Source organism: Chromobacterium piscinae, from assembly GCF_021129175.1.
Classification (GTDB): Bacteria; Pseudomonadota; Gammaproteobacteria; order Burkholderiales; family Chromobacteriaceae; genus Chromobacterium; species Chromobacterium piscinae.
The window spans coordinates 26,867-50,756 of record NZ_JAJOHV010000054.1; the positions used below are offsets into that span (position 1 = coordinate 26,867).

Genomic DNA, 23,890 nt, shown 5'->3' on the forward strand with positions numbered 1-23,890 from the left:
AGCTTGGCAGAGAGGGCTGTTTCTTGAGCTTTGCCCGCTCGGCCAGAACTGTAGTCTAGGTTGAATAAAACGAAGCCCAATGTTTACCGAGAAAATACTCGACCCCATAAATATTGATCGCCATATATCGCAATGAGCGCTGGACTTCGCAAGCTCAGCCCAATTTACGGCTCCACCCATTAAAAATTACTCAACAAAATAAACCAGAACAGCACTAGCATCCTCTTTAATTAGATCCGAGCTAACAACACCCTTTGGAAATTCCTTACCACTCTGAAAACGTTGATAATTTACATTATTAATAAATCGATCAAAATCCTCTCCGCCGCATTTAGGACAAGCAGGCATTGATGCTAAAAATCGGTGAACTTTCTCTTTCTGATACTCATAATACCCGCCCCCATAATCTGGAACCACATTAGGTTTAGGCTCACTCAGAACTGGGTTTACTCGCTGATCAACCCAAATTATAGAGTAGCAAATCCTACATTGCGCCCCTACCACTAAGCTATCAGCCCAAGTCAGGTACACTAGCCCATCAAGTTCGTAGGACCGGATATGAGCTGGCTCAATACCGAGCCGGGAAGCCATCACTTCCTTAATGATCACTTTCATATCTCCCATTATGGAAATCGGACATCAATAATCGGCACAATTGTCTTTGGGTCGTAACGTCCTCCAAAGAGAACAACAGGGCCGTAGGTTGGGCTGAATGAAATGAAGCCCAACATTCACCGAGAAAATGCACGACCCCATAAATATTGATCGCCATATATCGCGGCAAACGTTGGGCTTCGCAAGCTCAGCCCAACCTACGGCCCTCTCCAATGTTGCAACCGCCGCATTTTAAACACCGAACCTTCCCACGAAAGGCTTGGTCCGATTCAACTATGCGATCAGGTTAATTTCTGAGTGCTGATTGAGAAACTGCTCTTGGTCCTCGCCAGCAATAAGAGGCTGTACCTCAGCAGGAACTCTCGTCCTGGAAATTCGAATACCATTCATGCACGATCGACACCAAATCAATTTCCAGCCGAATTCACTATCAGCAAAGCCAAAGTACTGATAAGAAAGGCCGATGGAACTACAAACCAGGCATGAACACTGAGCATATCCAGCATCGCTAGCCGGCAAGTATTTCACCCAATCCAGGTAAGTAAAGTTATTGACCATTATTCACCCCCCAGGTCGCTCTGTTTTGTTCTTCTGATAGGGCCGGAGGTTGGGCTGAATGAAATGAAGCCCAACGCTTACCGACAAAATGCACGACCCCATAAATATTGATCGCCATGTATCGCGGTGAACGTTGGACTTCGCAAGCTCAGCCCAACCTACGGCCCTGGCGTTTGCGCCTGACTTGCCCGCGCTCAGAGCGCTGCGCATTCTCAGCCCCTTCCTGCCGGACAGCGAGGCAATGCAAGACGTCGTGACACGCAGCGCGCTGCTGGCGATGATCTCGGATGACCCCAAACCTCACGGTTTGCCCCAAACGGATTCACCGCCCCACTGGGACGAATTGAAACGCCGTGCCTGCCAGCAACAGAACGACCATGTCATCAAGCTTGTACACGCCTGCTGGCAAGAAGATGGCTTACGCGCCGATCCGCGCTGGCGCAAGGCTGCCGCGCTAGCGCTGCATGGCCGTGGATAGGAGAGGCAGAGCGGGCATGTCCCCGCCCGCCCATCCCGCTTCTTACATCGCCGCCACCACCGCGTCGCCCATGCTGGAACAACTGACTTTCTCGCAGCCGGCTTTGTAGATGTCTCCGGGGCGATAGGACCATAGATACCGCCTTTCACTTCAAGCGGCTCCGGCGTAGTCGGCCCGGTAAGGTTGCGTGTTTCAGCACGCTCAAGCACAGATGGACCAGTTTCCGCATAGCCGCTTGAAGTGAAAGGCGGTATCTACGGCCCTATTAGCGGTAAAACCTGCGCTTGCGGGCAAAGCAGGCCGCCAACCCTTGCCACATCAAATAGGTGGCAGCGACCACGGCACTGGCAACGATCAGAAAGCTGCCGCCGGCGATCAACGCAAAGGACTCTCGCAGCACACCGTTCGCGTCGACATGGGAACCGATCAAGGCGGCTGCACCCAGGCAGGCTAAACCGACGGCCACCATCAGCGCGACGATGATCAGCAAGTGTTTCAAGGAGCGTGGCATAGTTCCAGACCTAGGTAGCGGATAAGTCTTCAGTCCAGGCTTTACACTCCGAGTTCCATACTTGGGACCATGCCAGGCCCACAATGAACCTTCACGATCCAACTCAGCTTGGCAGAGAGGGCCGTTTCTTGAACTTTGCCCGCGCGGCCAGAACCATAGCTTGGGGAGAATGAACTGAAGCCCAACCTACGGCCCTGCTATCCCATCTAACTACTTGCTTACCTTCCGTGGCGTTAAGACCACCTGGTTGCGACAACCAGAATAGCGGCAACTCACCTTTTGGAGCTACGCCCTCTCTGTCCCAACAGTTCCAACGTACCGTCACTTACCCAACAAGTGACCAAGTCGCTGATCCAGCCCCTCGTCCGAGAGTCCCTTGCCACTTCCATCGAAGTCCCACTTCCATACGTAGGAAATGTCGTCTAGCGAAAAACTATCAAAGAGCTCATAAAGCAGTACTCCGGCATCATTTCGCGACACCCCATACTCCGCAGAAAGGTCGCGCAGCAACCTACTCACCGACAAATAGGTACTTAGCTTGGCTCTCCAAACATCAGCATCCGCTGACGTAAACTCTTGAGGCTGAATTGCCATCTGAATGGTCCTTATTTCCTTAGTTGGGCTTGCCAAACCAGACTTTAACATCGACTCCGTAATCTTGAAGCTTAACAACCTGGGTATAACCGAACCCTTTGGCTTGCTGACCCGTCCAAGTTGAAAATGCCGCCTGCTCTGGCGTCAATGGGTTCGCACCAGATGTCAATTGTCGGTACGTTTCCTAGTTAACGCTGCCATCTCCGTCGAGCCAAGTTCCACGTATCTGATTTACTTGCACTCCATCCTGCTTCAAACGGTTCATCAACCCGTAAAACATATCTTTGCCACCACCGAGGGTTGCGCTATTACCTCCAGCGCGAATGTCAAAGCCAAGCGTACCTTCCAAGTCAATAACGGCGTCAAGATAGTGTACGTCACCGTAGCCTCGGTATAGGTACCGCACATCCGGTGCTCTCATTCGCTGTGGGACAAAGCTATCAGTTAGGTCAATCCTTGGCGTGTACCCACTTGCGGTTGCACTCTCGGTCGCTAGGCTTTTCCGGCCCGTTCACGCATCCGCGCCCTCATCTCCTTCATCGCCCCCGCGTCTTCGCCAAGAATGAAGAAGTGCTTTTGACTAACGGGGCATTCGATGCCGCGTAGGACTGCTCCGCGCTTCCAATTTTCAGGAATCGTCCTTAGCTTGGCACGGCAAACCGGGCAAAAAAGCTCCCCACCTTCCCGAGTATGCTTCAACGCGTCGGCGCTTGACAGTTGGTCGGCAAGCATCTGGTTCATCATCGGCCTCCAAATGGATACTTACCCTGAGGCAAGTCTGGGTAGAGAGACTGCACATCGTTCCATATGTTCATACGCTCCTGCAACAAGGGGCGAACACCATTCTGGAACAAGGATTCATTCCTAAACGCAAGATACTCAGTGTACTGAGTATCTTGTGGAATCCCGTTGAAGAAACCGTTTTGGTGTGGTCTGTCCCGATCCCCATGGACACTAACTTAAGGTGGATAATCCCCACCAAGGAGCAGTGTTCATGACCAAGACCAGACGTACTTTCCCTGAGGCCCTCAAGCGCGAAGCAGTTGAGCAGGTACTTGCCGGCACCCGCCCTTCGGCGCTGACGCTGAAACGCAGATGCAGGCCGCTGGCGTCGTAGATACGGCGGGTGGTGCCGACGCCGGCGATGGTTTCGCTGATCAGCTGGTTCTGCGCGTTGTAGCGGCGGCTGGTCTGCCGCTGCTGCGCATCGCGCGCGCCGATGCGGTTGCCGGCGGCGTCGTAGTCGTAGTGGCTGCTCTGGCCGCGGCCGTCGGTGACGTCGCTGACCCGGGCGTGGCTGTCGTAGTTGTAGCGTTGCTCCACCCCGCCGCCGGCGAGGCGGCGCAGCTGGCCGTTGTCGTATTCGAGCTGGGTGGCCTGGTTGGCGGCGTCGGTGACGGTGGTGCGCTGGCCGCCGGCGTCGTAGTCGAAGCGGGTGATCAGCTTCTGGCCGTCGCGCACGTCGCTGACGGTCTGGATCCGGTAGTCGGACCCGACCTGGACGTAAGTGAAGTCGAGTTGGCTGCCGTCGCTCTGCTGCAGACTGGCCACCCGGCGGCTGGCGCCGTCATAAACATAGCGGGTGGTGTAGACCTGGCCGTCGGCCACGCTGTTGTCGTCGGGGGTGAGATCGGTGGTGACGCTGCTCAAACGCCCCTGGGCGTCGTAGCCGTAGCGGGTGCGGGTCAGCGTCTGGCTTTGGCCGTCTTTCAGGTACACCGTGCGCAGCTGGCTCAGCTGGCCCTGGGCGTCGTAGTCGACAAACAAGGCTTCGCCGCCGGCGCGCTTCAGGCTGACGATGCGGCCGGCGCCGTCGTAGCCGACGTCCACCGTCTGGCCGTCGCGGTCGCGGGTTTGCTGCAGCCGGCCGCCGGCGTCGTAGCGCTCCTGCGCCTGGCTGGCGCCGTCGGTCCAGGTCCAGCCTTGGGCGTCGCCGCGCAAGGTGTCGTCGGCGCCGCTGTCGCTGCGTTGCGACACGTACAGCCCGCGCGCCGCGTCGTAGGCGTACAGGGTGTCGCTGCCGTCCTCGGCCAGACGGTGGACGCTGCTGCCCGCCGTATTCAGCGCGCCGGACAGGCCGCTCAGCTGGCGGCTGTAGCCCAGCCGCCAGTTGCCGGCGTCGCCGCCCTGGCCCTGGCTGTTGTAAGTGCGGATCAGGCCCCGCGGCAGGCCGCCGGCCAGGAATTCGTCCTGGTGCTGCAGGATCAGGTTGCCGTTGCCGGCGTTGACGTAGACTCGCTCGCCACCGCGGCCGAACGCCGCCGCGCCCAGCTGGCCTGATGCGCCCAGCGCCGCCAGCGAACCGTTGCGCAAACCCAGTCCCGTACCCGCCACTACTGCAACCATACCGCTACCCCATCAAAAGTCTGTTGTGTCGAACAGCCTTATCCTGGATTTGCGGCGAAAGTTTAGCGGAAAGTGAAAATATTTTATTCGCATTCGAGCATGAAAATTGCACTTCACTGTGGAATCAAGGACTTAAAACGCCAATCAACAACCGACCATCTATATAAAAAATGGCGCGATCCTTCAGCGGATCGCGCCACGCGCGTCAATCAGCGGACCAACGGCGTCACATCGCCGCCACCACCGCGTCGCCCATGCCGGAGCAGCTGACCTTCTCGCAGCCGGCTTCGTAGATGTCGGTGGTACGGTAGCCCTGGGCTAGCACCTTTTTCACCGCGTCCTCCACGCGCCGGGCGGCGGCTTCCTGGCCAAAGCTGTAGCGCAGCATCATCGCGGCGGACAGGATGGTGGCCAGCGGGTTGGCCAGGTTCTGGCCGGCGATGTCCGGCGCCGAGCCGTGGCTGGGCTCGTACAGGCCCTTGTTGTTCTGATCCAACGAGGCGGACGGCAGCATGCCGATGGAGCCGGTCAGCATCGAGGCTTCGTCGGACAGGATGTCGCCGAAGATGTTGCCAGTGACCATCACGTCGAATTGCTTCGGATTGCGCACCAGTTGCATCGCCGCGTTGTCGACGTACATGTGGCTGAGTTCCACTTGCGGGTACTCCTTGGCCACCTCGATCATGATTTCTTTCCAGAACTCGGTGGTTTCCAGCACATTCGCCTTGTCCACCGAGCACAGCTTGCGGTTGCGCTTCATGGCGATGCCGAAGGCGACATGGGCGATGCGGCGCACTTCGCTCTCGCTGTACCGCATAGTGTTGTAGGCCTCGCGCTCGCCCAACTCGTTGACGGCGATGCCGCGCGGCTGGCCGAAGTAGATGTCGCCGGTCAGTTCGCGCACGATCATGATGTCCAGCCCGGCCACCACTTCCGGCTTCAGCGTGGACGCGTTGGCCAGCTCCGGATACAGGATGGCTGGCCGCAGGTTGGCGAACAGGTTCAGGTCCTTGCGGATGGCCAGCAGGCCGCGCTCGGGACGCAGCGGACGGTCCAGCTTGTCGTAGGCGGGGCCGCCCACCGCGCCCAGCAGCACGGCGTCGGCTTCGCGCGCAAGCTTCTGCGTGGCCTCGGGATACGGCGCGCCGTACTGGTCGTAGGCGGCGCCGCCTAGCGGCGCGTGTTCGGTCTCCATCTTCAAACCGTCGCGGCGCAACACGTCCAGCACGCGCTCTGCCTGGGCGATGATTTCAGGACCGATGCCGTCTCCCGGCAGGATAGCGATCTTCATGAATGCTCCTTTATTTCCGCTTGTCGTCGTCGCGCCGGGTCAGTCTCTCCACCAATACCCGTTCGCAACATTTGAATACGATATAGGCCGCCATCGCGGCATAGCCGGACAGCAACAGTTCTCCCAGCTGGCGCAGCGCGCCGTCCATCGCCGCCTGCCAGCCCACATCCAGCCACAGTTTGAGATTCAGCTGCAGCAGCAAAGCCAGGTTGACGGTGGCGGCGCCGAACAGCAGAAAGCTCAGGCCAAGCAACAGGAAGGCCGCCAGCGGGCGGCGATGCAACCAGGCCAGCCAGCCGCGGCCGCTCATGGCGATCTCACCCCGGTTTTCATGCCTGCTCCGCCTCGTCCAGCGAGACCATGCCGCTTTTCTCGACGATGCCGGTCAGCAAACCGTCCAGACTCACGCTGTTCCGGTTTCGCCAGTAATCGCGGATGCCCGGCTCGCCCTTGGCGCGGGCCCAGTCGTTCAACTGCTCCCGCTCGCCCAAGTACTGGTAGTAAGGCACCGACATGCCGCAGGAAGCTTGCACCAGCTCCACGTCCAGCAAGAATATCTGGCGCGCGCCCGGCAAGGGATTGAACAAGCCGTAACAACTACTCCAATCCTCATCGCCGGGATGCACCACGCGCGCTTGGCCATAAAGGCGCAGGATCAGCGGTTTGCCGTCAAACGCGCAGAACATCACGGTCATGCGCGGACTATGCTCGACATGGCAGGCGGTTTCATTGCCGCTGCCGGTGACGTTCAGCCAAGCCACCCGCTTCGGCCCCAGCACCCGCAGCGAGTCCATGCCCTTGGGAGACAGGTTGACATGGCCATCCGGCATGGCGGTGGCGACGAAAAACAGCTTTTGCCCGGCAATGAACTCGCGGTGCGAGTCTTGTAGTTCCTGGTAACGCTGCCCCATGCCGGGCCTCCCTCAACAATGAATTGCCCTGTTGGCGGACAGGTTTGCCTTACGCAAAATGCTCCGCGCCCTCCGGCACCGCCACCCACCCATGCTTCCTCTCCTCATAAACCGACACGCTCGGAGCCGGAAAGCCTGGGTCGGCAAACGCCCCCACTGGTATCGCCACAAACTCTTCCAGCCCCTCCGGTTCGTAGTACACGGTGGCGCCGCAAGTCGGACAGAAATGGAATTTGACGCGGGAGCCTTCGTCGCCCACGCGGACGTAGACGGTGGAATCGCCGGCAATGGCAACGTCCTTGCGGTAGAACCTGGCCTGCTGGCCAAAGACGCTGCCGGTGCGGCGTTGGCAGGCCAGGCAGTGGCAGATGGAGACGCGTACCGGTTCGCCTGAGACTTGGGCGGTAAGCTGGCCGCAGCTGCATGCGGCAAGGCGGTTGGACATGGGACGCTCTCTTCCAGTAACTAATGTTGGGTTGCACGGCACCCTCGCCAGGCGCCCCTTCGCATGGAGCTTGCCCGTGCTCATACCGCAGGCAGGCAAGCGAACCATTGCGCGCCTGTCAGGAAAACAGCCAGGGCTGCGCCGCGCGGCGCTTCGCCTCGAAAGCCTTGATCTCTTCGGCATGCTGCAAGGTCAGGCCGATTTCGTCCAGCCCCCCCAGCAAGCAGTGCTTGCGATGCTCGGTGATGTCGAACAGGAAGGCTTGTCCTGACGGGGCGAACACCGTCTGCGCGGCCAGATCCACCTTCAGGCTATAGCCCGGCTGCGCCTCGCATTCGCGGAACAGCTGATCCACGATGTCCGCCGCCAGCACGATGGGCAACAGGCCGTTCTTGTAGCAGTTATTGAAGAAAATATCGGCGAAGCTGGGCGCGATCACCACGCAAAAACCCTGGTCGTCCAACGCCCACGGCGCGTGCTCGCGGCTGGAGCCGCAGCCGAAGTTCTCTCGCGCCAGCAGGATCTGCGCGCCTTGGTAGCGCGGCTGGTTCAGCACGAAGTCCGGGTTCAGCGGACGCTGGCTGTTGTCCATGCCCGGCTCGCCGTGATCCAGGTAGCGCCATTCGTCGAACAGATTGGGGCCGAAGCCGGATCGCTTGATCGACTTCAGAAACTGTTTGGGGATGATCGCGTCGGTATCGACATTAGCCCTATCCAAGGGACAGACCAGGCCCTGCAAGGTGGTGAATGCTTTCATGCTGCGCTCCTGTTCAGAATGCGCGGGGATCACTGGGCGGCATGCTCTATCGCTTGGCCGCCCTTCTCCACCGCGTTGCCAACGGCCTGCCCCGCCTTCTGCAAACCGTGCCCCACCGCCTGACCGCCTTCCTTGGCGTCGGTTTTAATGCCTTGCACGGTGTTGCAGCCGACCAGCAGCAGGGCCAGGCTCAGACAAACCATCGTTTTTTTCATGATGTTTTCGCTCCATTGGGTGACAGCCGGGCTGTCTGACAAGATAAAACAGGCATTCTAGCGAAATCGCCGAGCAACCTTCCATTCTTGTCTGACACGCCTCGCCGGCTTTTGCTCCCCGCCGTCGCGATCTAGCCCGCCGCCAACCGGCGCACGTCGACGAAATGGCCGGCCACCGCCGCCGCCGCCGCCATCGCCGGACTCACCAGGTGGGTGCGTCCGCCCTGGCCCTGGCGGCCTTCGAAGTTGCGGTTGGAGGTGGAGGCGCAACGCTCGCCCGGCAACAGCCGGTCGGCGTTCATCGCCAAGCACATCGAACACCCCGGCTCGCGCCACTCGAAACCAGCGGCGACGAAGATCTTGTCCAGCCCCTCGGCCTCGGCCTGGGCCTTGACCAAGCCGGAGCCCGGCACCACCAGCACCTGCTTGACGCTGCCAGCCTTGCTGCGGCCCTTGGCCACCGCGGCGGCTTCGCGCAGGTCTTCGATCCGGCTATTGGTACAGGAGCCGATGAACACCACATCCACCGGAATTTCATCGATGGGCGTATCCGCCTCCAGGCCCATATAGGCCAGCGCGCGCTCGATGCCTGCCTTTTTCACCGGATCGCTCTCATTGGCCGGATTCGGCACCTTGCCGCCCACAGCCGTCACCATCTCCGGCGAGGTGCCCCAGGTGACCTGCGGCTGGATGTCGGCAGCCTGCAGCACGATCACTTCGTCAAAATGCGCGCCTTCATCGGAATGCAGCGTGCGCCAGTAGGCGACGGCTTGTTCCCATTGCCCGTCTCTGGGCGCGAACGGGCGTCCCTTGACGTAGGCTATGGTCTTGTCGTCCACCGCCACCAGGCCGGAGCGAGCGCCGCCTTCGATCGCCATATTGCACAGCGTCATCCGCCCTTCCATGCTCAGACCGCGAATCGCCTCGCCGCCGAACTCGATGGCGAAGCCGGTGCCGCCGGCGGTGCCGATCTTGCCGATGATGGCCAGCGCCACATCCTTGGCGGTGACGCCGGTACCCAGCCGACCGTCCACTCTAACCAGCATGTTTTTCGATTTCTTGGCCGTCAGGCACTGGGTGGCCATCACGTGCTCCACCTCGGAGGTGCCGATGCCGTGCGCCAGCGCGCCGAAAGCGCCGTGGGTGGAGGTGTGGCTGTCGCCGCACACCACGGTCATGCCCGGCAGCGTGGCGCCCTGTTCCGGGCCCATCACGTGGACGATGCCCTGGCCCTTGTCCTTGAACGGGAAATAAGCCAACGCGCCGAAAGCCTTGATATTGGCGTCCAGCGTTTCCACCTGCTGGCGCGAGATCGGGTCCTGGATGCCTTGGTCCCAATGGTCGGTGGGCGTGTTGTGGTCGGCGGTGGATACCACGGAATCGACGCGCCACAACTTGCGGCCGGCCAGCTTCAGGCCTTCGAAAGCCTGCGGGCTGGTCACTTCGTGCACCAGATGGCGGTCGATGTACAGCAGCGCGGTGCCATCGGCCTCTTCACGCACCACATGGCTGTTCCAGAGTTTGTCGTACAAGGTTTGCGCGGTCATGTTGCGGTTCCTCGGGTCGTCGTTGACTGCATATTCGAACAGTTTTTATCCTGTTACAAGATAAGCATTTATACTGGTATAAAAACCAACAGGATAAGACCATGGACACCGCTTCGACTCCGCTTGGCGCCTTTCTGCGCGCCCACCGCGAACGGCTGACGCCGCAGCAGGCCGGCCTGCCCGCCGGGCTTCGCCGCCGGGCCAAGGGCTTGCGCCGCGAGGAGGTGGCGCAGCTGGCCGGCATCAGCGCCACTTGGCTCACCTGGCTGGAGCAGGGCCGCAGCGAATCGGTCTCCGCGCATACGCTGGGCCGCCTGGCCGCCGCGCTGCAGCTGTCGGGCGCGGAAACCGACTACCTGTTCGATCTGGCTGGCCTGAAGAATCCGCAGGAAAAGCGAGCCGACGCCAATCCGCAAGCGCGGGAGATATTGGAAGCGATGTTGCCACGCATCGACATGCCGGCCTATGTGCTAGACCGCCGCTGGCGGGCAGTGGCCTGGAATGCGGCGGCGGAGGAGTTATTCTGCGACTGGCTGGGCAAACCCGACGCCAGCCGCAATCAGCTGGACTTCATTTTCCTGATGCCGGAAGCGCGCGGCTTCATCGACAACTGGCCGGAGCGGGCCCGGCGCGTGGTCGCCGAGCTGCGCGCCGACCTGGGCCAGCAACTGGATGACGCGGAAACCGCCGGCATGCTGGAAAAACTGCGCCGCGAAAGCCCCGAGTTCGACCGGCTGTGGCAGCAGCAGGACGTGTTGGAGCGCGAAGGCGGCGAACGCGGCTTTCACCACCCCCGGCTCGGCCCGCTTCAGAAGCAGCAGATCACGCTGCGGCCGGCCAACGCCCCGGAATTCAAACTGGTGATGCTGCTCTGAGCTTGCCGGCCGGCCGCAGCCAGCGCAGGCACACCAGCACGCCGATCAAGGCCGCGACGGCCGACATCGCGAAGGTCAGCATCACGCCGCCATGCGGCCACACCAGCCCGCCTATCAGCCCCCCGCCGCTGCCGCCCACGCCGAAAGACGCGACGATGTACAAACCCTGCGCGCGGCCGTGGTGCTGTTCGGCGAACATGCGGTTGATCAGGCCGATGGCCGACGCGTGGTGCAAGGCGTAGGTCAGCGCGTGCAAAGCCTGGGCGAAGGCGGCTACCGCCGGCGAGGCCAGGCAGGTGGCGATCAGGCCGAAACGCAGCACCGCCGCCAGCAAGGACGCCAGCATCAACGCTTCCAGCCCGAAGCGGCGCATGATGCGCGGCATCAGCATGAAGACGCCCACCTCGAACACCACCCCCAGCGCCCACAGCACGCCGACCGCCGCTTTGTCATAGCCGAAAGCCTTCAAGCCCAGCGAATAGAAGGTGTAATACGGTCCATGGGCGAAGGCTTGCAGAAAGCAGCAGGCGAACAGCGCCATCACCGCCGGCTTCTTCAGCGTGTCCCAGATCGGCCCGGCTGGCTTGGGCTTGCCCTGCGGCACCACCTCCGGCACCTTGAACGCGGCCAGCGCCACGCCGGCCAGCAGCGCGGAGACGATCCACGGCGTCGCCGCGATGCCCAGCCAGTCCAGCAGGTAGCCGCCACTCATCGCCAGGCAGACGAAGCCTATCGACCCCCATACCCGCACCCGGCTGTAGCGGCCGGGATTGTCGCGCGTCAGGTAGGCGGTGCTGGCCTCGACCAAGGGCAAGGCGGCGGCCCAGAAGAAATGCGACACCGCCAGGTTGACGAAAATCCACCAGAAGCCGTCATGCAGCCCCACCAGGCAGAAACTGGCGGCCGACAGAACGGAAGTGGTGACGATGATGTTGCGGCGAAGGCCGCTTCGGTCTGCCAGCCAGCCCCAGAAGCCCGGCGCGACGATCCGCGCCAGCGTGGACAGCGCCATCAGCACCGATATCTGCCAGGCGCTGAACGACAGCGACTGCAGATACAGGCCCCAGAACGGACTGAACATGCCCTGGAAGGTGAAGTAGGTGAAATAGAACGAAGCGAACGGCCACAACGACTGCATTGTCATCTTTCTGAAGGTTCGATGCCGGGCGCCATCCAGCGCCGGGCCGGACCGACGCCGCGATGGCGGCTAAAACGACGATTTGAAGCGGGATATCTCGCGGCGGGCCTTCTTGGTGGGCCGGCCGTCGCCATGCGGGAAACTAGCGTGCTCGGCCTTCAGCAACAGCGACCGCTCCTCGCGGGCGGCGATGGACGCCTCGTCCTCGCGGTACATCAGCACCGCCTCCTTGGCCGGGCGGCGCTGGGTAGAGAGCTGCAGCACCTCCACGTTGTATTCCAGCTGATTCAAGCGCAGGAACAGCCTGTCGCCCTCCTTCACCACGCGCGAGGCCTTGACCCGATCGCCGTTGACCAGCACCCGGCCCAGCTCCAGCGCCTCATGCGCCAGTTGGCGCGTCTTGAAGAAACGCGCCGCCCACAACCACTTGTCGAGACGAACCTTGTCGTCGTCCCGTTCATCCTGCCTTGCCATCATTCCACCTTCCAATGCGCCGACACCTGCCCGTGCAGGCTGAGGTCCAGTTGATCGCCGGACACGATGCGCGCCACGCCTTCCGGCGTGCCGGTGAAAATAAGGTCGCCGTCGGACAGGCCGTAAAGCCTGGACAGATAACTGATCTGTTCGGCCAGCGTGAGCAGCATCAGGCTGGCGTCGCCGCTCTGGCGCAGCTGGCCATTGACCCGCAATTCGAACTTCAATTGCTGCGGATCCGCTACTCGGGCGGCCGGCACCAGCGTGGACACGCAGGCCGCGCCGCGGAAGCCCTTGGCCTTGGTCCATGGATGGCCTTTGCGCTTGGCCTCCGCCTGCGCATCGCGCGCGGTCAGGTCCAGGCCGATGCCGTAACCCGCTACATGGCTCAGCGCCGCGTCCGGCGGAATATCGTTCCCGCCCTTGCCTATCAACGCCACCAGCTCGCACTCGTGATGGACGTCGTCGGAATAGGCCGGCAGACAAATGGGCGAGGACTCGTCCAGCAGCGCCGAGGTCGGCTTCAAAAACACCAGCGGCTCGTCTTCCACCTTGTTGCCCAGCTCGGCGGCGTGCGCGGCGTAATTGCGGCCGATGCAGAAAATATTGCCGACGCGGATGGCATGTAAGCCAAGTTTTACACTCGACATTGCAATTCCCCCTGGATTTCGAAGTCGATTATCCCACAAGCGATGTCAAACCCATACCGCGAAACGCTTTGTGTTTTATGACGCTTTGTGCATCGCAGCAACAAACTGCGGCCAATGCCAGCCTTATGGCGGATTTCGCCGCCGGACGGCGTGAAAATGTCATGCAACCCTGTTAAAGTCGCAGGGACATCCGCTTGACCATGCAGTCCAGACATTCAGACAGGCTTCGACAACGATTTGCACGTTTCAGGAGATTCATCTTGTCCCAGAATAGTACCGCCGCGCTGGAAGGTTTCTTCACCAGCCTCTCCGAGGCCAACCAGCAATGGATGCAGCAGTTCGTCAATTCACTGTCGCCGGCCTATGCCCCCGACGCCGAAACCCATCCGTTCTCCGGCGCCTGGTCCCAGCTGATGAACCAGACCAATCAGCTGTTCGCCCTGCAGTCCTCGCTATACCAGCAGCAGATCAACCTGTGGTCGCAGTTCCTCGGCCAGACTGCCGGCCAGCAAGCGCCGGCCGAGCCGGGCGCCAAGCCCGCCGACCGCCGCTTCGCGTCGCCGGAGTGGAACGAGCACCCGTTCTACAACTTCCTCAAGCAGAGCTATCTGCAAACTTCCAAATGGATGATGGAGCTGGTGGACAAGACCCAGCTCGACGAGGACGCCAAGGACAAGCTGGCCTTCGCCACCCGCCAGTATCTGGACGCGATGTCGCCCAGCAATTTCATGCTGACCAACCCGGACGTGGTCAAACGCGCGATCGAGACCAAGGGCGAAAGCCTGGTCGAAGGCATGAAGAACATGCTGGACGACATCCAAAAGGGCCACATCTCGATGTCGGATGAAAGCAAGTTCGAGATCGGCAAGAACCTGGTGATCACGCCCGGCCAAGTGGTGTTCCGCAACGAGCTGATCGAGCTGATCCAGTACACCCCCACCACTGACAAGGTGTACGAAAAGCCGTTGCTGTTCATCCCGCCCTGCATCAACAAGTACTACCTGATGGACCTGCAGCAGGACAACTCGATGGTGCGCCACTTCGTCGCCCAGGGTTACCGCGTGTTCCTGATCAGCTGGCGCTCGGCCGTGTCCGAGATGAGGCACTTCACCTGGGAAACCTATATCGAGAAAGGCGTGTTCGAGGCGGCGGAGGCGGTGCAGAAGATCACCAAGCAGCCAACGATGAATGTGCTCGGCTTCTGTGTGGGCGGGGTCATCCTCACCACCGCGCTGTGCGTGGCCCAGGCCAAGGGGCTGAAGTACTTCGACTCCGCCACCTTCATGACCTCGCTGATCGACCACGCCGAGCCGGGCGAGATCTCGTTCTTCATCGACGAAAACGTCATCGCCGGCCGCGAGGCCAAGATGGCCGCCGGCGGCATCATCAGCGGCAAGGAGATCGGCCGCACCTTCGCCAGCCTGCGCGCCAACGATCTGGTATGGAACTACGTGGTCAACAACTATCTGCTGGGCAAGACCCCGGCGCCGTTCGACCTCCTGTTCTGGAACAACGACGCGGTGGATCTGCCGCTGCCGATGCACACCTTCCTGCTGCGCCAGTTCTACATGAACAACGCGCTGGTGCGCCCGGGCGCGATCACGCTGTGCGGCGTGCCGATCGACATCTCCAAGATCGACGTGCCGGTCTACATGTTCGCCGCGCGCGACGACCACATCGTGCTGTGGAGCTCCGCCTTCTCCGGCCTGAAATACCTGGGCGGCGCGCCCAGCCGCCGCTTCGTGCTGGGCGCGTCCGGCCATATCGCCGGCTCCATCAATCCAGTCACCAAGGACAAGCGCAACTACTGGGCCAACGACAAGCTGCCGCTGCACGCCGAGGAATGGCTGGAAGGCGCCGAAAGCCGCCCCGGCAGCTGGTGGAAGGACTGGGACGCCTGGCTGGCGCCGCAGTCCGGCAAGCAGGTGGCCGCGCCCAAGAGCCTGGGCAGCAAGGACTTGCCGCCGCTGCAGGCGGCGCCCGGCGAATACGTGCTGGCCAAGGCCATGCCCGCCGTTGCTGCCAGCCTGCAATAACCCCATTCAAACGCCCCTCAGGGCGGCATGGCCCGCCGCCGCGCGGGCCGCAAGCAAAAGGAGAAAGACATGGAAGTAGCAATCGTAGCCGCGCAGCGCACCGCCATCGGCAGCTTCGGCGGCGGTCTGGCCAAGATCCCGGCGCCGGAGCTGGGAGCAACCGTGATCAAGGCGCTGCTGGAAAAAACCGGCGTCAAGCCGGAAGACGTCAGCGAAGTGATCCTGGGCCAGGTGCTCACCGCCGGCAGCGGCCAGAATCCGGCCCGCCAGGCACTGATCAAGGCCGGCCTGCCGGTCACCACCCCGGCCACCACGCTGAACGTGGTGTGCGGCTCCGGCCTACGCGCCGTGCATCTGGCCGCACAGGCCATCCTCGCGGGCGACGCCGAGATCGTCATCGCCGGCGGCCAGGAAAGCATGTCGCTATCCCCGCACATCCTGCCGGGCTCCCGCGACGGCTTCCGCATGGGCAACGCCCAGTTGGTGGACACCATGGTCAACGACGGTCTGACCGACGCCTACAACGCCTATCACATGGGCATCACCGCCGAGAACGTGGCGGCTAAATACGGCATTGGCCGCGAGGAGCAGGACGCCTTCTCGCTGCAGTCGCAGCAACGCGCCGCCGCCGCCCAGAAGGCCGGCAAGTTCAAGGACGAAATCGTCCCGGTGCTGGTGCCGCAGCGCAAGGGCGACCCGCTGGCCTTCGACGCCGACGAGTTCATCAAGCATGACGCCAGCGCCGACGGCCTAGCCAAGCTGCGCGCGGCCTTCAAGAAAGACGGCACCGTCACCGCCGGCAACGCCTCCGGCATCAATGACGGCGCCGCCGCGGTGTTGCTGATGTCCACCCAGAAGGCCGATCAGCTGGGCCTGAAGCCGCTGGCCATCATCAAGGGCTACGCGCTGACCGGCTGCGAGCCGGAAATCATGGGCATCGGCCCGGTGTCCGCCACCCGCAAGACGCTCGCCAAAGCCGGCTGGAAAGTGGAAGACCTGGATCTGGTGGAAGCCAACGAAGCCTTCGCCGCCCAGGCGCTGGGCGTGGCCAAGGAGCTGGGCTGGGGTTCGGACAAGGTCAACGTCAACGGCGGCGCGATCGCGCTGGGCCACCCAATCGGCGCGTCCGGCTGCCGCGTGCTGGTGACGCTGCTGCATGAAATGCAGCGCCGAGGCTCCAAAAAAGGCCTGGCCACGCTGTGCATCGGCGGCGGCATGGGCGTGGCGCTCGCGGTTGAGCGCCCGTAAGCGCCTCCCGCCGTCAAATCAAAACCGCCGGATCTTCGCCGGCGGTTTTTTCATTCCCCCAGCTCCCGCCTCCATCCCTGCGCTGCCCCCGTTCGCGCAGATAGGCGATGTCCAAATCCAGCGGCTGTCCCAGCCACATCGCGAAATCGCTGTGATCCTCGACATCGTCGCCGCTGAGCGGATGCACCAGAATATCCAGCTCGCCGCGGTTCAACATCAGCCACGGCACCAGTTCGCCGAACTGCGCGGCACCGAACGCCAGCTGGTACGCCCCGCAAGGATGCGGTCCGTACGCCTGGTCGCGCCACCGTCCAACGCTGACATCGAAGCGCTGCTGCACCGCCTCCCTGAGCCAGCTTGCGCGCGTCTTGCTGTTTTCGTCGAAATACACATGGGCGTGGTAGCCCGTCACTGTTATCGCCTGTTGCATGCTTATTCTCCCTTGCGGATGCTGCCCAATGCCCTACGTGCGAACTGATCCATCCTCGCAAGCCATGACAGCGACGAGGATAGAGGCTCTGGGCTTCCATGCTATTGTACTGCCGCTTGACCGTTCAGCGGGCCGCAAACGAGGCTAGGGCATCCAGCCCATCGAGGCATGGAGGCCCATCAGCTTGTCGCCATCTCTCCAGGCAGCAATGATCCGTCGCGAGATCTGGCGAGCAGGGCCTCGGACAACCATTTCTTGGGGCGAGCGCTTTCAGTTTCCAGGCCTCAGGCGCGCTGGAACTCGATGACATTTCGGCACGCCGAGCACGGCGCTCTTGAGAAAGCCGATGACCTGCCCCTCAGCGGATCCGCTCATTTTCATATCCGCCATTCTCCTACAGCAACGGGCCTCTCCCTACTTTTGATTGGCATGGACATGCGCCAAGGAGAGCAGATCGCAACATCGCCTATTTGACAATAGGTCCTTTACGCTATTCCAAGGCTTGCTTATTAACAGGCACACAAATGTGCAGGGCCTATCAGCACTCAGTACAACCCTATCAAGTCAGGTTGGTTTAACTACTGGAATTTTCCTAGATTAAAAAAGAATAGCGCCGCTTGAACTGAAGGCTGCCGCCTCAAGCAAGCGCTATCGCTTGGCATATCAGCAAAGCCAACACCACCTATAAGGTTTTCAAGCGGGGACTGGGAGGGAGGGACGCATGCTTGCGGGCAACCGGCATCATATAACAACAATAACTTTGACTTATATTCTTGTTGCGCTTGCCTGGCTTGTCATTCCGGACATCCTGTTCAATGGGCAAGCAGGTGAGCTTGTATTTGGCGGGCTCGCATGGGATATATTCTTTATTTTCGTGTCAGCTAGCTTGTTGTACTTTTCTCTGCTCAGAGTGCACCCCAATAATTTTGCCAGGCTCCTCCACTATGAAAAGCTATCGAGTTGGGCATGTGCCCACCCTCACCGTTTGGTGCTCTCCATCATCACAATTTACACCCTGCTAGCTCTTCTTTGGCTGGTCATTCCAGACTGGCTGCTTGACAGTCAAGGAGTGGGCATATGGATAGCCAGTGGCAAAGATGCATTATTTACTTTCGTAACGGCGACGCTTTTATTTTGGAGTCTACGCTCCCTTCGTGAAGAAAAATCAGCCACGCCGATTTCGTTTATATTGCCTAGTGACAAATGGAAAAGTTATATTTTTTCCATCATCGGCTCCATCTTGGTTGTAATAGTTCGCATCAATATTCCTCCAGAGTTCACCCAACGCCCACTATTAATACTATTTCTGATTCCAATTGGCCTAAGCGCCATTCTTGGTGGCCTGGGACCTGGTTTACTTGCAACAGCAATTTCGACAGGAAGCATAGCACTGCTTTTTTCTATGTCAGCGGGTAGCGTCAGCTATCTAGGAATTGATTTGTTACAAACTAGCCTGCTAGTGCTCAATGGTGTTGTGCTGAGCATGCTGGGGGAGCATCAGTCTCACGCTCGCTCACGCTTAGTCGCATCATTACGCGCATTAGAGGCCAAATCTGCTGAATTGCGACAAAGTGAAGAGCGCTTTCGCACCATTTTTGAAGGTAGTCCAGTTGCAATGGGGCTATCACGCAAGGAAGATGGTCGGCTGATCGAAATCAATCAAGCTTTCAGACAATTATTTCATGTTGATATGCATCAAGCTATTGGACGCACCACTCAGGATCTAGCAATCTGGTTCAATCCAGATGATAGAACGAGGCTGATAGCCGAAATGCAGAATTGCCAACGCATAAGCGGAGCCCCCGTTCAGTTGCGAAAAGTTAATGGCGAGACTTTCCATGCTCTTCTCTCATGGCAGTTGATCCAGTTTGGCGGAGATGTCTATATCCATGGAGCAGTATTGGATGTCAGCAAGGAGCATCGCATACAAGAATCATTACGCCGCAGCGAACATGAATTTCGTCTACTAATGGACGCCATCACGGATTACGCCTTCTTCCTGCTTGATCCGAACGGGATGGTAAAAAGCTGGAGCATCGGCTCCCAAGGCATTAAAGGCTACTCTGCCGATGAAATCATCGGCCGATCTTTTACTTGTTTCTATACCAAGGAAGACCAAGATGCAGGCATTCCAGATTCATTATTAACTTACGCAACAGAAAATGGCCGAGCGGAGCATGAGGGTTGGCGTATTCGACGCGATGGCAGCCGTTTCTGGGCTAAAGCGGTTGTATATTCCATTCGAGATGAGGCTGGTTTGCTGGTAGGTTTTGCCAAAGTCACTCAGGACCTGACTACACATAAAGCAGCTGAACAAGAATTGCGAGACAGCGAAAAGCGCTACGCCAGCATTGTCAACTCCGCAATGGATGGCATCATTACAATTGACGCTGTACAGGATATTACGTTTTTCAATCCGGCGGCTGAAATCATGTTTGGTAGAAAAGCTTGTGATACTGTTGGGCAACCTTTGGATATCCTCTTGCCTCCAGCTTTTCGCACTGCACATATCCAACGTGTCAAAGCTTTCAATCAGAGCACCGTAACCAGTCGTCGCACAGGGAGCCAGGATGGAAAAATTCTAGGCATCAGAGCGGATGGTTCTGTCTTTCCCGTGGAGACATCATTTTCCAAGCTAGAATTGGATGGCAAGCGTTTTATTACGGTAGTCATACGAGATATCAGCGACAGAGTGCAAGCTCGTACCGAATTGGAAACGCATTTGCAGCATTTGGAGTCACTGAATGAGCTAGGAAGGGTAATTTTAGCTGCTCAAACGCCACATCAGGTGGCACAACTAGGCTTACGCTACCTGCGTAAACTTGTACCATTCTGGGGCGCGACAGCCATGATTATCGATTGGGAAGAGCATCAGGCGCAAGTATTGGCCATGGAGCGCGCGCCAGGCTCAAGCTATAACCCAGGACAACGACTATCCCTTTTCAGCTATGGCTTGGATGACTTAAGGCACTTAGAAAAAGGAGAGGTTTGCCGAGTGGATGAGCTTGGCTCGATACCCAAACGATCAACTATCCTGGAACGCCTATATCAACAAGGCATGCAGTCTTACATCCGGATTCCGTTGCTGGCCGAAGGCAAATTATTGGGCGTCATGAACCTCGCGTCAAAAGAACCGGGCGCTTTCACCGCGATACAGCAAGATCTTGCGGAAGGTTATGCACGTCAACTAGCCATTGCCTTGCAGCAATCATTGCTACGTCAGCATATAGAACATCTAAGCAGGGTATATGAGGTATTAAGCCGCATAAATGCCTTGATTGTACGCTGCCATAGCCGCAATGAGCTTTTTGACGATGCCTGCCGCATCGCCGTAGAAGTAGGCGCGTATCAGATGGCGTGGCTTGGCATTATTGACCCTTCCAGCCAAGAAGCACACGTTACCGCCTATTACGGCAAGAATGATGGCACTCCTCAACAGATTAATTTCAGTACCGGGGAAGATACTATCATTCGAGATGATGCAGTTTATCGTGCCGTGCAATCTGCGAAAATGGTAGTTTGCAATGATGTGCAGTCTACGACAATCTCCTCCCAGTCCGACACAAGCCTTTCCATCCATCCTCCCCAGGCCGCAGCTTATTTACCGATTATCGTAAATGGCGAGACAACCGCGATTTTGGCTCTATATGCAAGAGAGGTTGGGGTATTCGATAAACAAGAAACCGCACTTCTGCAAGAACTATCAGATGACATCGCTTTCGCGCTCGACCATATCTTAAAAGAAGAAAAACTGGATTACCTTTCTTATTATGATAGCCTAACAGGCCTTGCCAATCGCTCCCTGCTTAGTGAGCGTTTGACGTTGAAAACGATAGACGCAGAACGTGAAGTCAGCAAGCTAGCAGTCGCACTCCTGGATATTGAGCATTTCAGAACCATCAATGATGTATTTGGCCGTCGGGTTGGAGATCACCTTCTTCATGAATTGGCCGCCAGTCTGACGGAACATCTAGGCGATGCCAATCTGTTAGCCAGATATGGCTCAGATCAATTCGTAATGATGCTGCCTGACACACAAAATGAAGAGGAGGTTGCTCGACGAATTGACTACTTGCAACAAAACTGCCTAGGAGGCACATTTGCCGTTATTGACGATATCGAGCTGAGGCTTTCCGCCAAGTTTGGGGTTGCCATGTACCCAGACGATGGACTGGACTCCAATACCTTGCTGGAGCGTGCTGAGTCGGCGCTGAACCGTTCAAAAGCAGAAGCGAAACCATTTTTATTTTATCGCCAGGAAATGACTGAGCGCGCGCTTGTCTCGCTGGCCTTGGCAGCCAAACTGCGGCAGGCCATCGAACGTGAGCAGTTCGTACTTCACTATCAACCCAAGTACAATGCTCGTACTCACCGTTTGGTAAGTGTGGAAGCCTTGATCCGCTGGGAAAGCCCAGACTTCGGGCTCGTTCCGCCGGCCGAATTTGTCCCAATCCTGGAAGAGCTTGGTTTGATAGGTCAAGTTGGCATCTGGGTATTGCAGAGGGCTGTCGAAGATTTTCATGAATGGAAGAGCGCAGGCCTGCACACTCCACGCATTGCGGTTAATGTCTCCCCGTGGCAACTCAAACAAACTGATTTTATTTCAACACTGTCATCCATACTGCAGCGCTACCCAAGTGAAAATGGCATCGATCTTGAAATTACTGAAACCCAGATTATGGAAAATATCGACAACAGCATTGAAACACTACATCAATTACGGAAATTTGATCTCGCCATTGCTATCGATGATTTTGGCACAGGCTATTCCTCTCTTGCCTACCTGGCAAAGCTGCCAGTACAGGCGCTGAAAATCGACCGCGCCTTTATTAGCTCCATGCTGGATCAAAGCGAAACCATGACGCTGGTAGAAATGATCATTTCCATGGCGCACGCCATGAGTCTTGAAGTCATTGCCGAGGGGGTAGAGAACCAGGAACAAGCTGAAGTTTTAAATAATTTGGGCTGCGATGTGCTTCAGGGTTTTTGGCTGAGCCCGCCGCTTTCCAAGATCGAGTTAACAAAAAAATTACAGCTCGCGCACTAAGAGCCGCTAACAAAACCTGTCGACAAATCGCAGACATATCAATGAGAAAGCCAGCTTTAGCAAGGCGTAATGCGTGTCCAGCCGCCGCTCGAAGCGGATGCGCAATTTCCCGAAGCCAGCTAGCCAAGAATGGGTACGTTCTACCACCCAGCGGTGGCGACCTAGTCTCTCACTGCTTTCCACCCCGCGCCGAGCAATTCGCACCAAGATTCCGCGTCGGCTCAGGTGTGCACGGCAACGGCGGTAGTCATAGCCTTTGTTAGCATGCAGCTTGTAAGGCTTTCGTCTGGGCCGTCCTGGCAAACCAGGAACGGCAGGAATCGCATCGACCAAAGTTTCGAAGACCATGGAGTCGTGCCGATTGGCGCCAGCAATGCTCAGCGCCAGTGGCAAACCTCGGCGATCTACGATGATGTGCCGTTTGCTGCCGCATTTAGCTCGATCGGTGGGGTTGGGGCCGGTCTCTTGGCCCCCCGGGGGCTGGCAACGCTACCCCCATCGATGCTGGCCCGGCTCCAATCAATTTGATCGTGTTGGCGTAGTTGTATCAGCAAAGCCAGATGTAGGCGGTCCCAAATACCTTGCGCTTGCCAATCCCGCAGTCTTCGCCAGCAGGTCATCCCGCTGCCCAAACCGAGTTCCTGTGGGAGGTCCTCCCAAGGAATGCCGGTTGTGAGAACAAACAAGATGCCGTTGAGGGCAGCAAAATCATCCAACCGCGGCCTCCCAGCCCGGCGGGAACGCGGCGGCGGGGAGAGTAGCGGCTGCAATGACTTCCAAAGCTTCTGGCTGATGACTTTTCGTTACATCTTCGCCAGATGAGGGCATACGCATCTGGCATGAAGAGGTTTTGTTAGCGGGTCTAAGAGTGGCTAACAAAACTCAGTTTTACGACTGAGGCAAGGCGCGCCGGGGCAGACAGTACAAGCAGTACGGCAAGTCGGCGCAACGCAGCATCAGGGGTTTTATTAGCCACTCTAAGCGCTGCCGACGCCCCTCCCCCCGCTATTGAATAGCATGTCACTTTAGCGTCCAGCTCGCCACGATATGGAGTGTGGGCACGAAGAAACGATTCACCGTAGAACAGAACCTCCGGATTTCTGCGCCAAGCGGAGACAGGCATGCCCACTGCCGAGCCATGCTGATCACCAGCCACTCGTGGTCTTGACCCGCGAATCAGCCGGCGACAAGCTGCTGGGTGGCGCCTTCGGCCGCAGTTCCCCAGGCCTGCTGATTTGGACCTGCTCCATTCGCCCAAGCCGATGCGGCGGCGCAGTTCACACTTTCTTATCCAGTAGAAAGCGCGGCCCGCTCCCCTTCTCGCCCGCCTCGTCGTCCGGGTTGTACAGCTTGCAGCGCTCCAATGACAGACAGCCGCAGCCTATGCAGCTGTCCAGTTGATCCCGCAACCTACATAGCGCGTCGATCCGCGCCTGCAGCAACGGGCGCCAAGCCTGCGAGATCTTGGCCCAGTCGTCGGCCGTCGGCGTGCGCTGCGACGGCAGCTCAGCCAGCGCCGCGCCGATATCCTGCAGGCTCATGCCCATCGCCTGGGCCACCCGGATGAACGACACCCGGCGTATCGCATCGCGGCGATAGCGCCGGGTCTTGCCCGCCTCGCCCACGCTATGGATGAGCCCTCTCGCCTCATAAAAACGCAAGGCGCTGGCCGCCACGCCGGTGCGTTTGGCCAATCGGCCTATGGTGATGGCGCTGTCTTCCAT

General features: G+C 58.9%; 22 protein-coding genes. 5 read left to right on the forward strand and 17 right to left on the reverse strand.

Features of this window, described 5'->3' with window-relative positions:
* Positions 1 to 186 precede the first annotated feature (186 nt).
* Positions 187 to 615 carry a hypothetical protein gene (locus LQR33_RS14140; RefSeq protein ID WP_221664131.1) on the reverse strand — a complete coding sequence of 143 codons (429 nt, stop codon included), beginning with the start codon at positions 613 to 615 and terminating at the stop codon, positions 187 to 189.
* A gap of 799 nt (positions 616 to 1,414) precedes the next feature.
* Between LQR33_RS14140 and LQR33_RS14145 the strand changes: the two genes are divergently transcribed.
* Positions 1,415 to 1,651 carry a hypothetical protein gene (locus LQR33_RS14145; protein ID WP_166440712.1) on the forward strand — a complete coding sequence of 79 codons (237 nt, stop codon included), beginning with the start codon at positions 1,415 to 1,417 and terminating at the stop codon, positions 1,649 to 1,651.
* Positions 1,652 to 1,916: 265 nt separating this feature from the next.
* Here the strand turns inward: LQR33_RS14145 and LQR33_RS14150 are convergent, their stop codons facing one another.
* The 10 genes from LQR33_RS14150 to leuC form a co-directional block, all read right to left on the reverse strand.
* Complete coding sequence (locus LQR33_RS14150) at positions 1,917 to 2,141, reverse strand: DUF3955 domain-containing protein (protein ID WP_043596312.1); 225 nt, start codon at positions 2,139 to 2,141, stop codon at positions 1,917 to 1,919.
* Positions 2,142 to 3,248: 1,107 nt separating this feature from the next.
* Entirely contained in the window at positions 3,249 to 3,500 is a 252-nt protein-coding gene (locus tag LQR33_RS14155) for a hypothetical protein (protein ID WP_231469454.1), read from the reverse strand.
* Between the two features lie 210 nt (positions 3,501 to 3,710).
* On the reverse strand, positions 3,711 to 5,102 hold the full coding sequence (locus LQR33_RS14160) for a hypothetical protein (RefSeq protein ID WP_231469457.1): 1,392 nt from the start codon (positions 5,100 to 5,102) through the stop codon (positions 3,711 to 3,713).
* Positions 5,103 to 5,328: 226 nt separating this feature from the next.
* A complete protein-coding gene (gene leuB, locus LQR33_RS14165; protein ID WP_231469459.1) occupies positions 5,329 to 6,393 on the reverse strand; it encodes a 3-isopropylmalate dehydrogenase in 1,065 nt (354 codons plus the stop codon).
* A gap of 10 nt (positions 6,394 to 6,403) precedes the next feature.
* Entirely contained in the window at positions 6,404 to 6,703 is a 300-nt protein-coding gene (locus tag LQR33_RS14170; RefSeq protein ID WP_021475992.1) for a hypothetical protein, read from the reverse strand.
* 19 nt (positions 6,704 to 6,722) lie between these two features.
* Positions 6,723 to 7,304, reverse strand: a complete 582-nt coding sequence (locus LQR33_RS14175) for a pyridoxamine 5'-phosphate oxidase family protein (protein WP_231469462.1) — start codon at positions 7,302 to 7,304, stop codon at positions 6,723 to 6,725.
* Between the two features lie 49 nt (positions 7,305 to 7,353).
* Positions 7,354 to 7,749 (reverse strand): GFA family protein, encoded by a 396-nt coding sequence (locus tag LQR33_RS14180; protein WP_231469464.1) that lies wholly within the window; start codon positions 7,747 to 7,749, stop codon positions 7,354 to 7,356.
* A 118-nt stretch (positions 7,750 to 7,867) separates the two neighbouring features.
* The gene (gene leuD, locus LQR33_RS14185; RefSeq protein WP_231469466.1) at positions 7,868 to 8,506 is read right to left on the reverse strand and encodes a 3-isopropylmalate dehydratase small subunit; all 639 of its coding nucleotides are present in this window, start codon (positions 8,504 to 8,506) and stop codon (positions 7,868 to 7,870) included.
* A 29-nt stretch (positions 8,507 to 8,535) separates the two neighbouring features.
* Positions 8,536 to 8,721, reverse strand: a complete 186-nt coding sequence (locus LQR33_RS14190) for an entericidin EcnAB (RefSeq protein WP_221667775.1) — start codon at positions 8,719 to 8,721, stop codon at positions 8,536 to 8,538.
* A 131-nt stretch (positions 8,722 to 8,852) separates the two neighbouring features.
* Positions 8,853 to 10,268 carry a 3-isopropylmalate dehydratase large subunit gene (gene leuC, locus LQR33_RS14195; protein WP_231469469.1) on the reverse strand — a complete coding sequence of 472 codons (1,416 nt, stop codon included), beginning with the start codon at positions 10,266 to 10,268 and terminating at the stop codon, positions 8,853 to 8,855.
* Between the two features lie 101 nt (positions 10,269 to 10,369).
* On the opposite strand from leuC, the gene LQR33_RS14200 reads away from it, so the two are divergent.
* Positions 10,370 to 11,143, forward strand: a complete 774-nt coding sequence (locus LQR33_RS14200; protein ID WP_231469470.1) for a helix-turn-helix transcriptional regulator — start codon at positions 10,370 to 10,372, stop codon at positions 11,141 to 11,143.
* On the opposite strand, the gene LQR33_RS14205 is transcribed toward LQR33_RS14200, so the two are convergent.
* From LQR33_RS14205 to LQR33_RS14215, 3 genes are all read right to left on the reverse strand, one after another.
* Positions 11,121 to 12,281, reverse strand: coding sequence for an MFS transporter (locus LQR33_RS14205; protein ID WP_231469472.1), 1,161 nt, complete (start codon positions 12,279 to 12,281; stop codon positions 11,121 to 11,123). The genes LQR33_RS14200 and LQR33_RS14205 overlap by 23 nt on opposite strands.
* A 69-nt stretch (positions 12,282 to 12,350) precedes the next feature.
* The gene (locus tag LQR33_RS14210) at positions 12,351 to 12,755 is read right to left on the reverse strand and encodes an RNA-binding S4 domain-containing protein (RefSeq protein ID WP_166440744.1); all 405 of its coding nucleotides are present in this window, start codon (positions 12,753 to 12,755) and stop codon (positions 12,351 to 12,353) included.
* On the reverse strand, positions 12,755 to 13,405 hold the full coding sequence (locus tag LQR33_RS14215) for a fumarylacetoacetate hydrolase family protein (protein ID WP_231469475.1): 651 nt from the start codon (positions 13,403 to 13,405) through the stop codon (positions 12,755 to 12,757). The genes LQR33_RS14210 and LQR33_RS14215 overlap by 1 nt, the downstream gene beginning before the upstream one ends.
* A 329-nt stretch (positions 13,406 to 13,734) precedes the next feature.
* On the opposite strand from LQR33_RS14215, the gene LQR33_RS14220 reads away from it, so the two are divergent.
* On the forward strand, positions 13,735 to 15,441 hold the full coding sequence (locus tag LQR33_RS14220) for a PHA/PHB synthase family protein (RefSeq protein ID WP_372400952.1): 1,707 nt from the start codon (positions 13,735 to 13,737) through the stop codon (positions 15,439 to 15,441).
* A 69-nt stretch (positions 15,442 to 15,510) separates the two neighbouring features.
* The gene (locus LQR33_RS14225) at positions 15,511 to 16,689 is read left to right on the forward strand and encodes an acetyl-CoA C-acetyltransferase (RefSeq protein ID WP_166440727.1); all 1,179 of its coding nucleotides are present in this window, start codon (positions 15,511 to 15,513) and stop codon (positions 16,687 to 16,689) included.
* A gap of 13 nt (positions 16,690 to 16,702) precedes the next feature.
* Here LQR33_RS14225 and LQR33_RS14230 read toward each other — a convergent pair whose 3' ends face one another.
* Positions 16,703 to 17,119, reverse strand: a complete 417-nt coding sequence (locus LQR33_RS14230; protein WP_231177851.1) for a DOPA 4,5-dioxygenase family protein — start codon at positions 17,117 to 17,119, stop codon at positions 16,703 to 16,705.
* 721 nt (positions 17,120 to 17,840) lie between these two features.
* Between LQR33_RS14230 and LQR33_RS14235 the strand changes: the two genes are divergently transcribed.
* Positions 17,841 to 22,166 (forward strand): EAL domain-containing protein, encoded by a 4,326-nt coding sequence (locus LQR33_RS14235; protein ID WP_231469478.1) that lies wholly within the window; start codon positions 17,841 to 17,843, stop codon positions 22,164 to 22,166.
* A gap of 6 nt (positions 22,167 to 22,172) precedes the next feature.
* On the opposite strand, the gene LQR33_RS14240 is transcribed toward LQR33_RS14235, so the two are convergent.
* Positions 22,173 to 22,960, reverse strand: a protein-coding gene (locus LQR33_RS14240) for an IS5 family transposase (RefSeq protein WP_378077728.1) whose coding sequence is annotated in 2 segments (ribosomal slippage) — positions 22,173 to 22,639 and positions 22,639 to 22,960 — 789 coding nt in all. Because the reading frame shifts where the segments join, the coding sequence is not laid out codon by codon here.
* Between the two features lie 483 nt (positions 22,961 to 23,443).
* A complete protein-coding gene (soxR, locus tag LQR33_RS14245; RefSeq protein WP_166440730.1) occupies positions 23,444 to 23,890 on the reverse strand; it encodes a redox-sensitive transcriptional activator SoxR in 447 nt (148 codons plus the stop codon).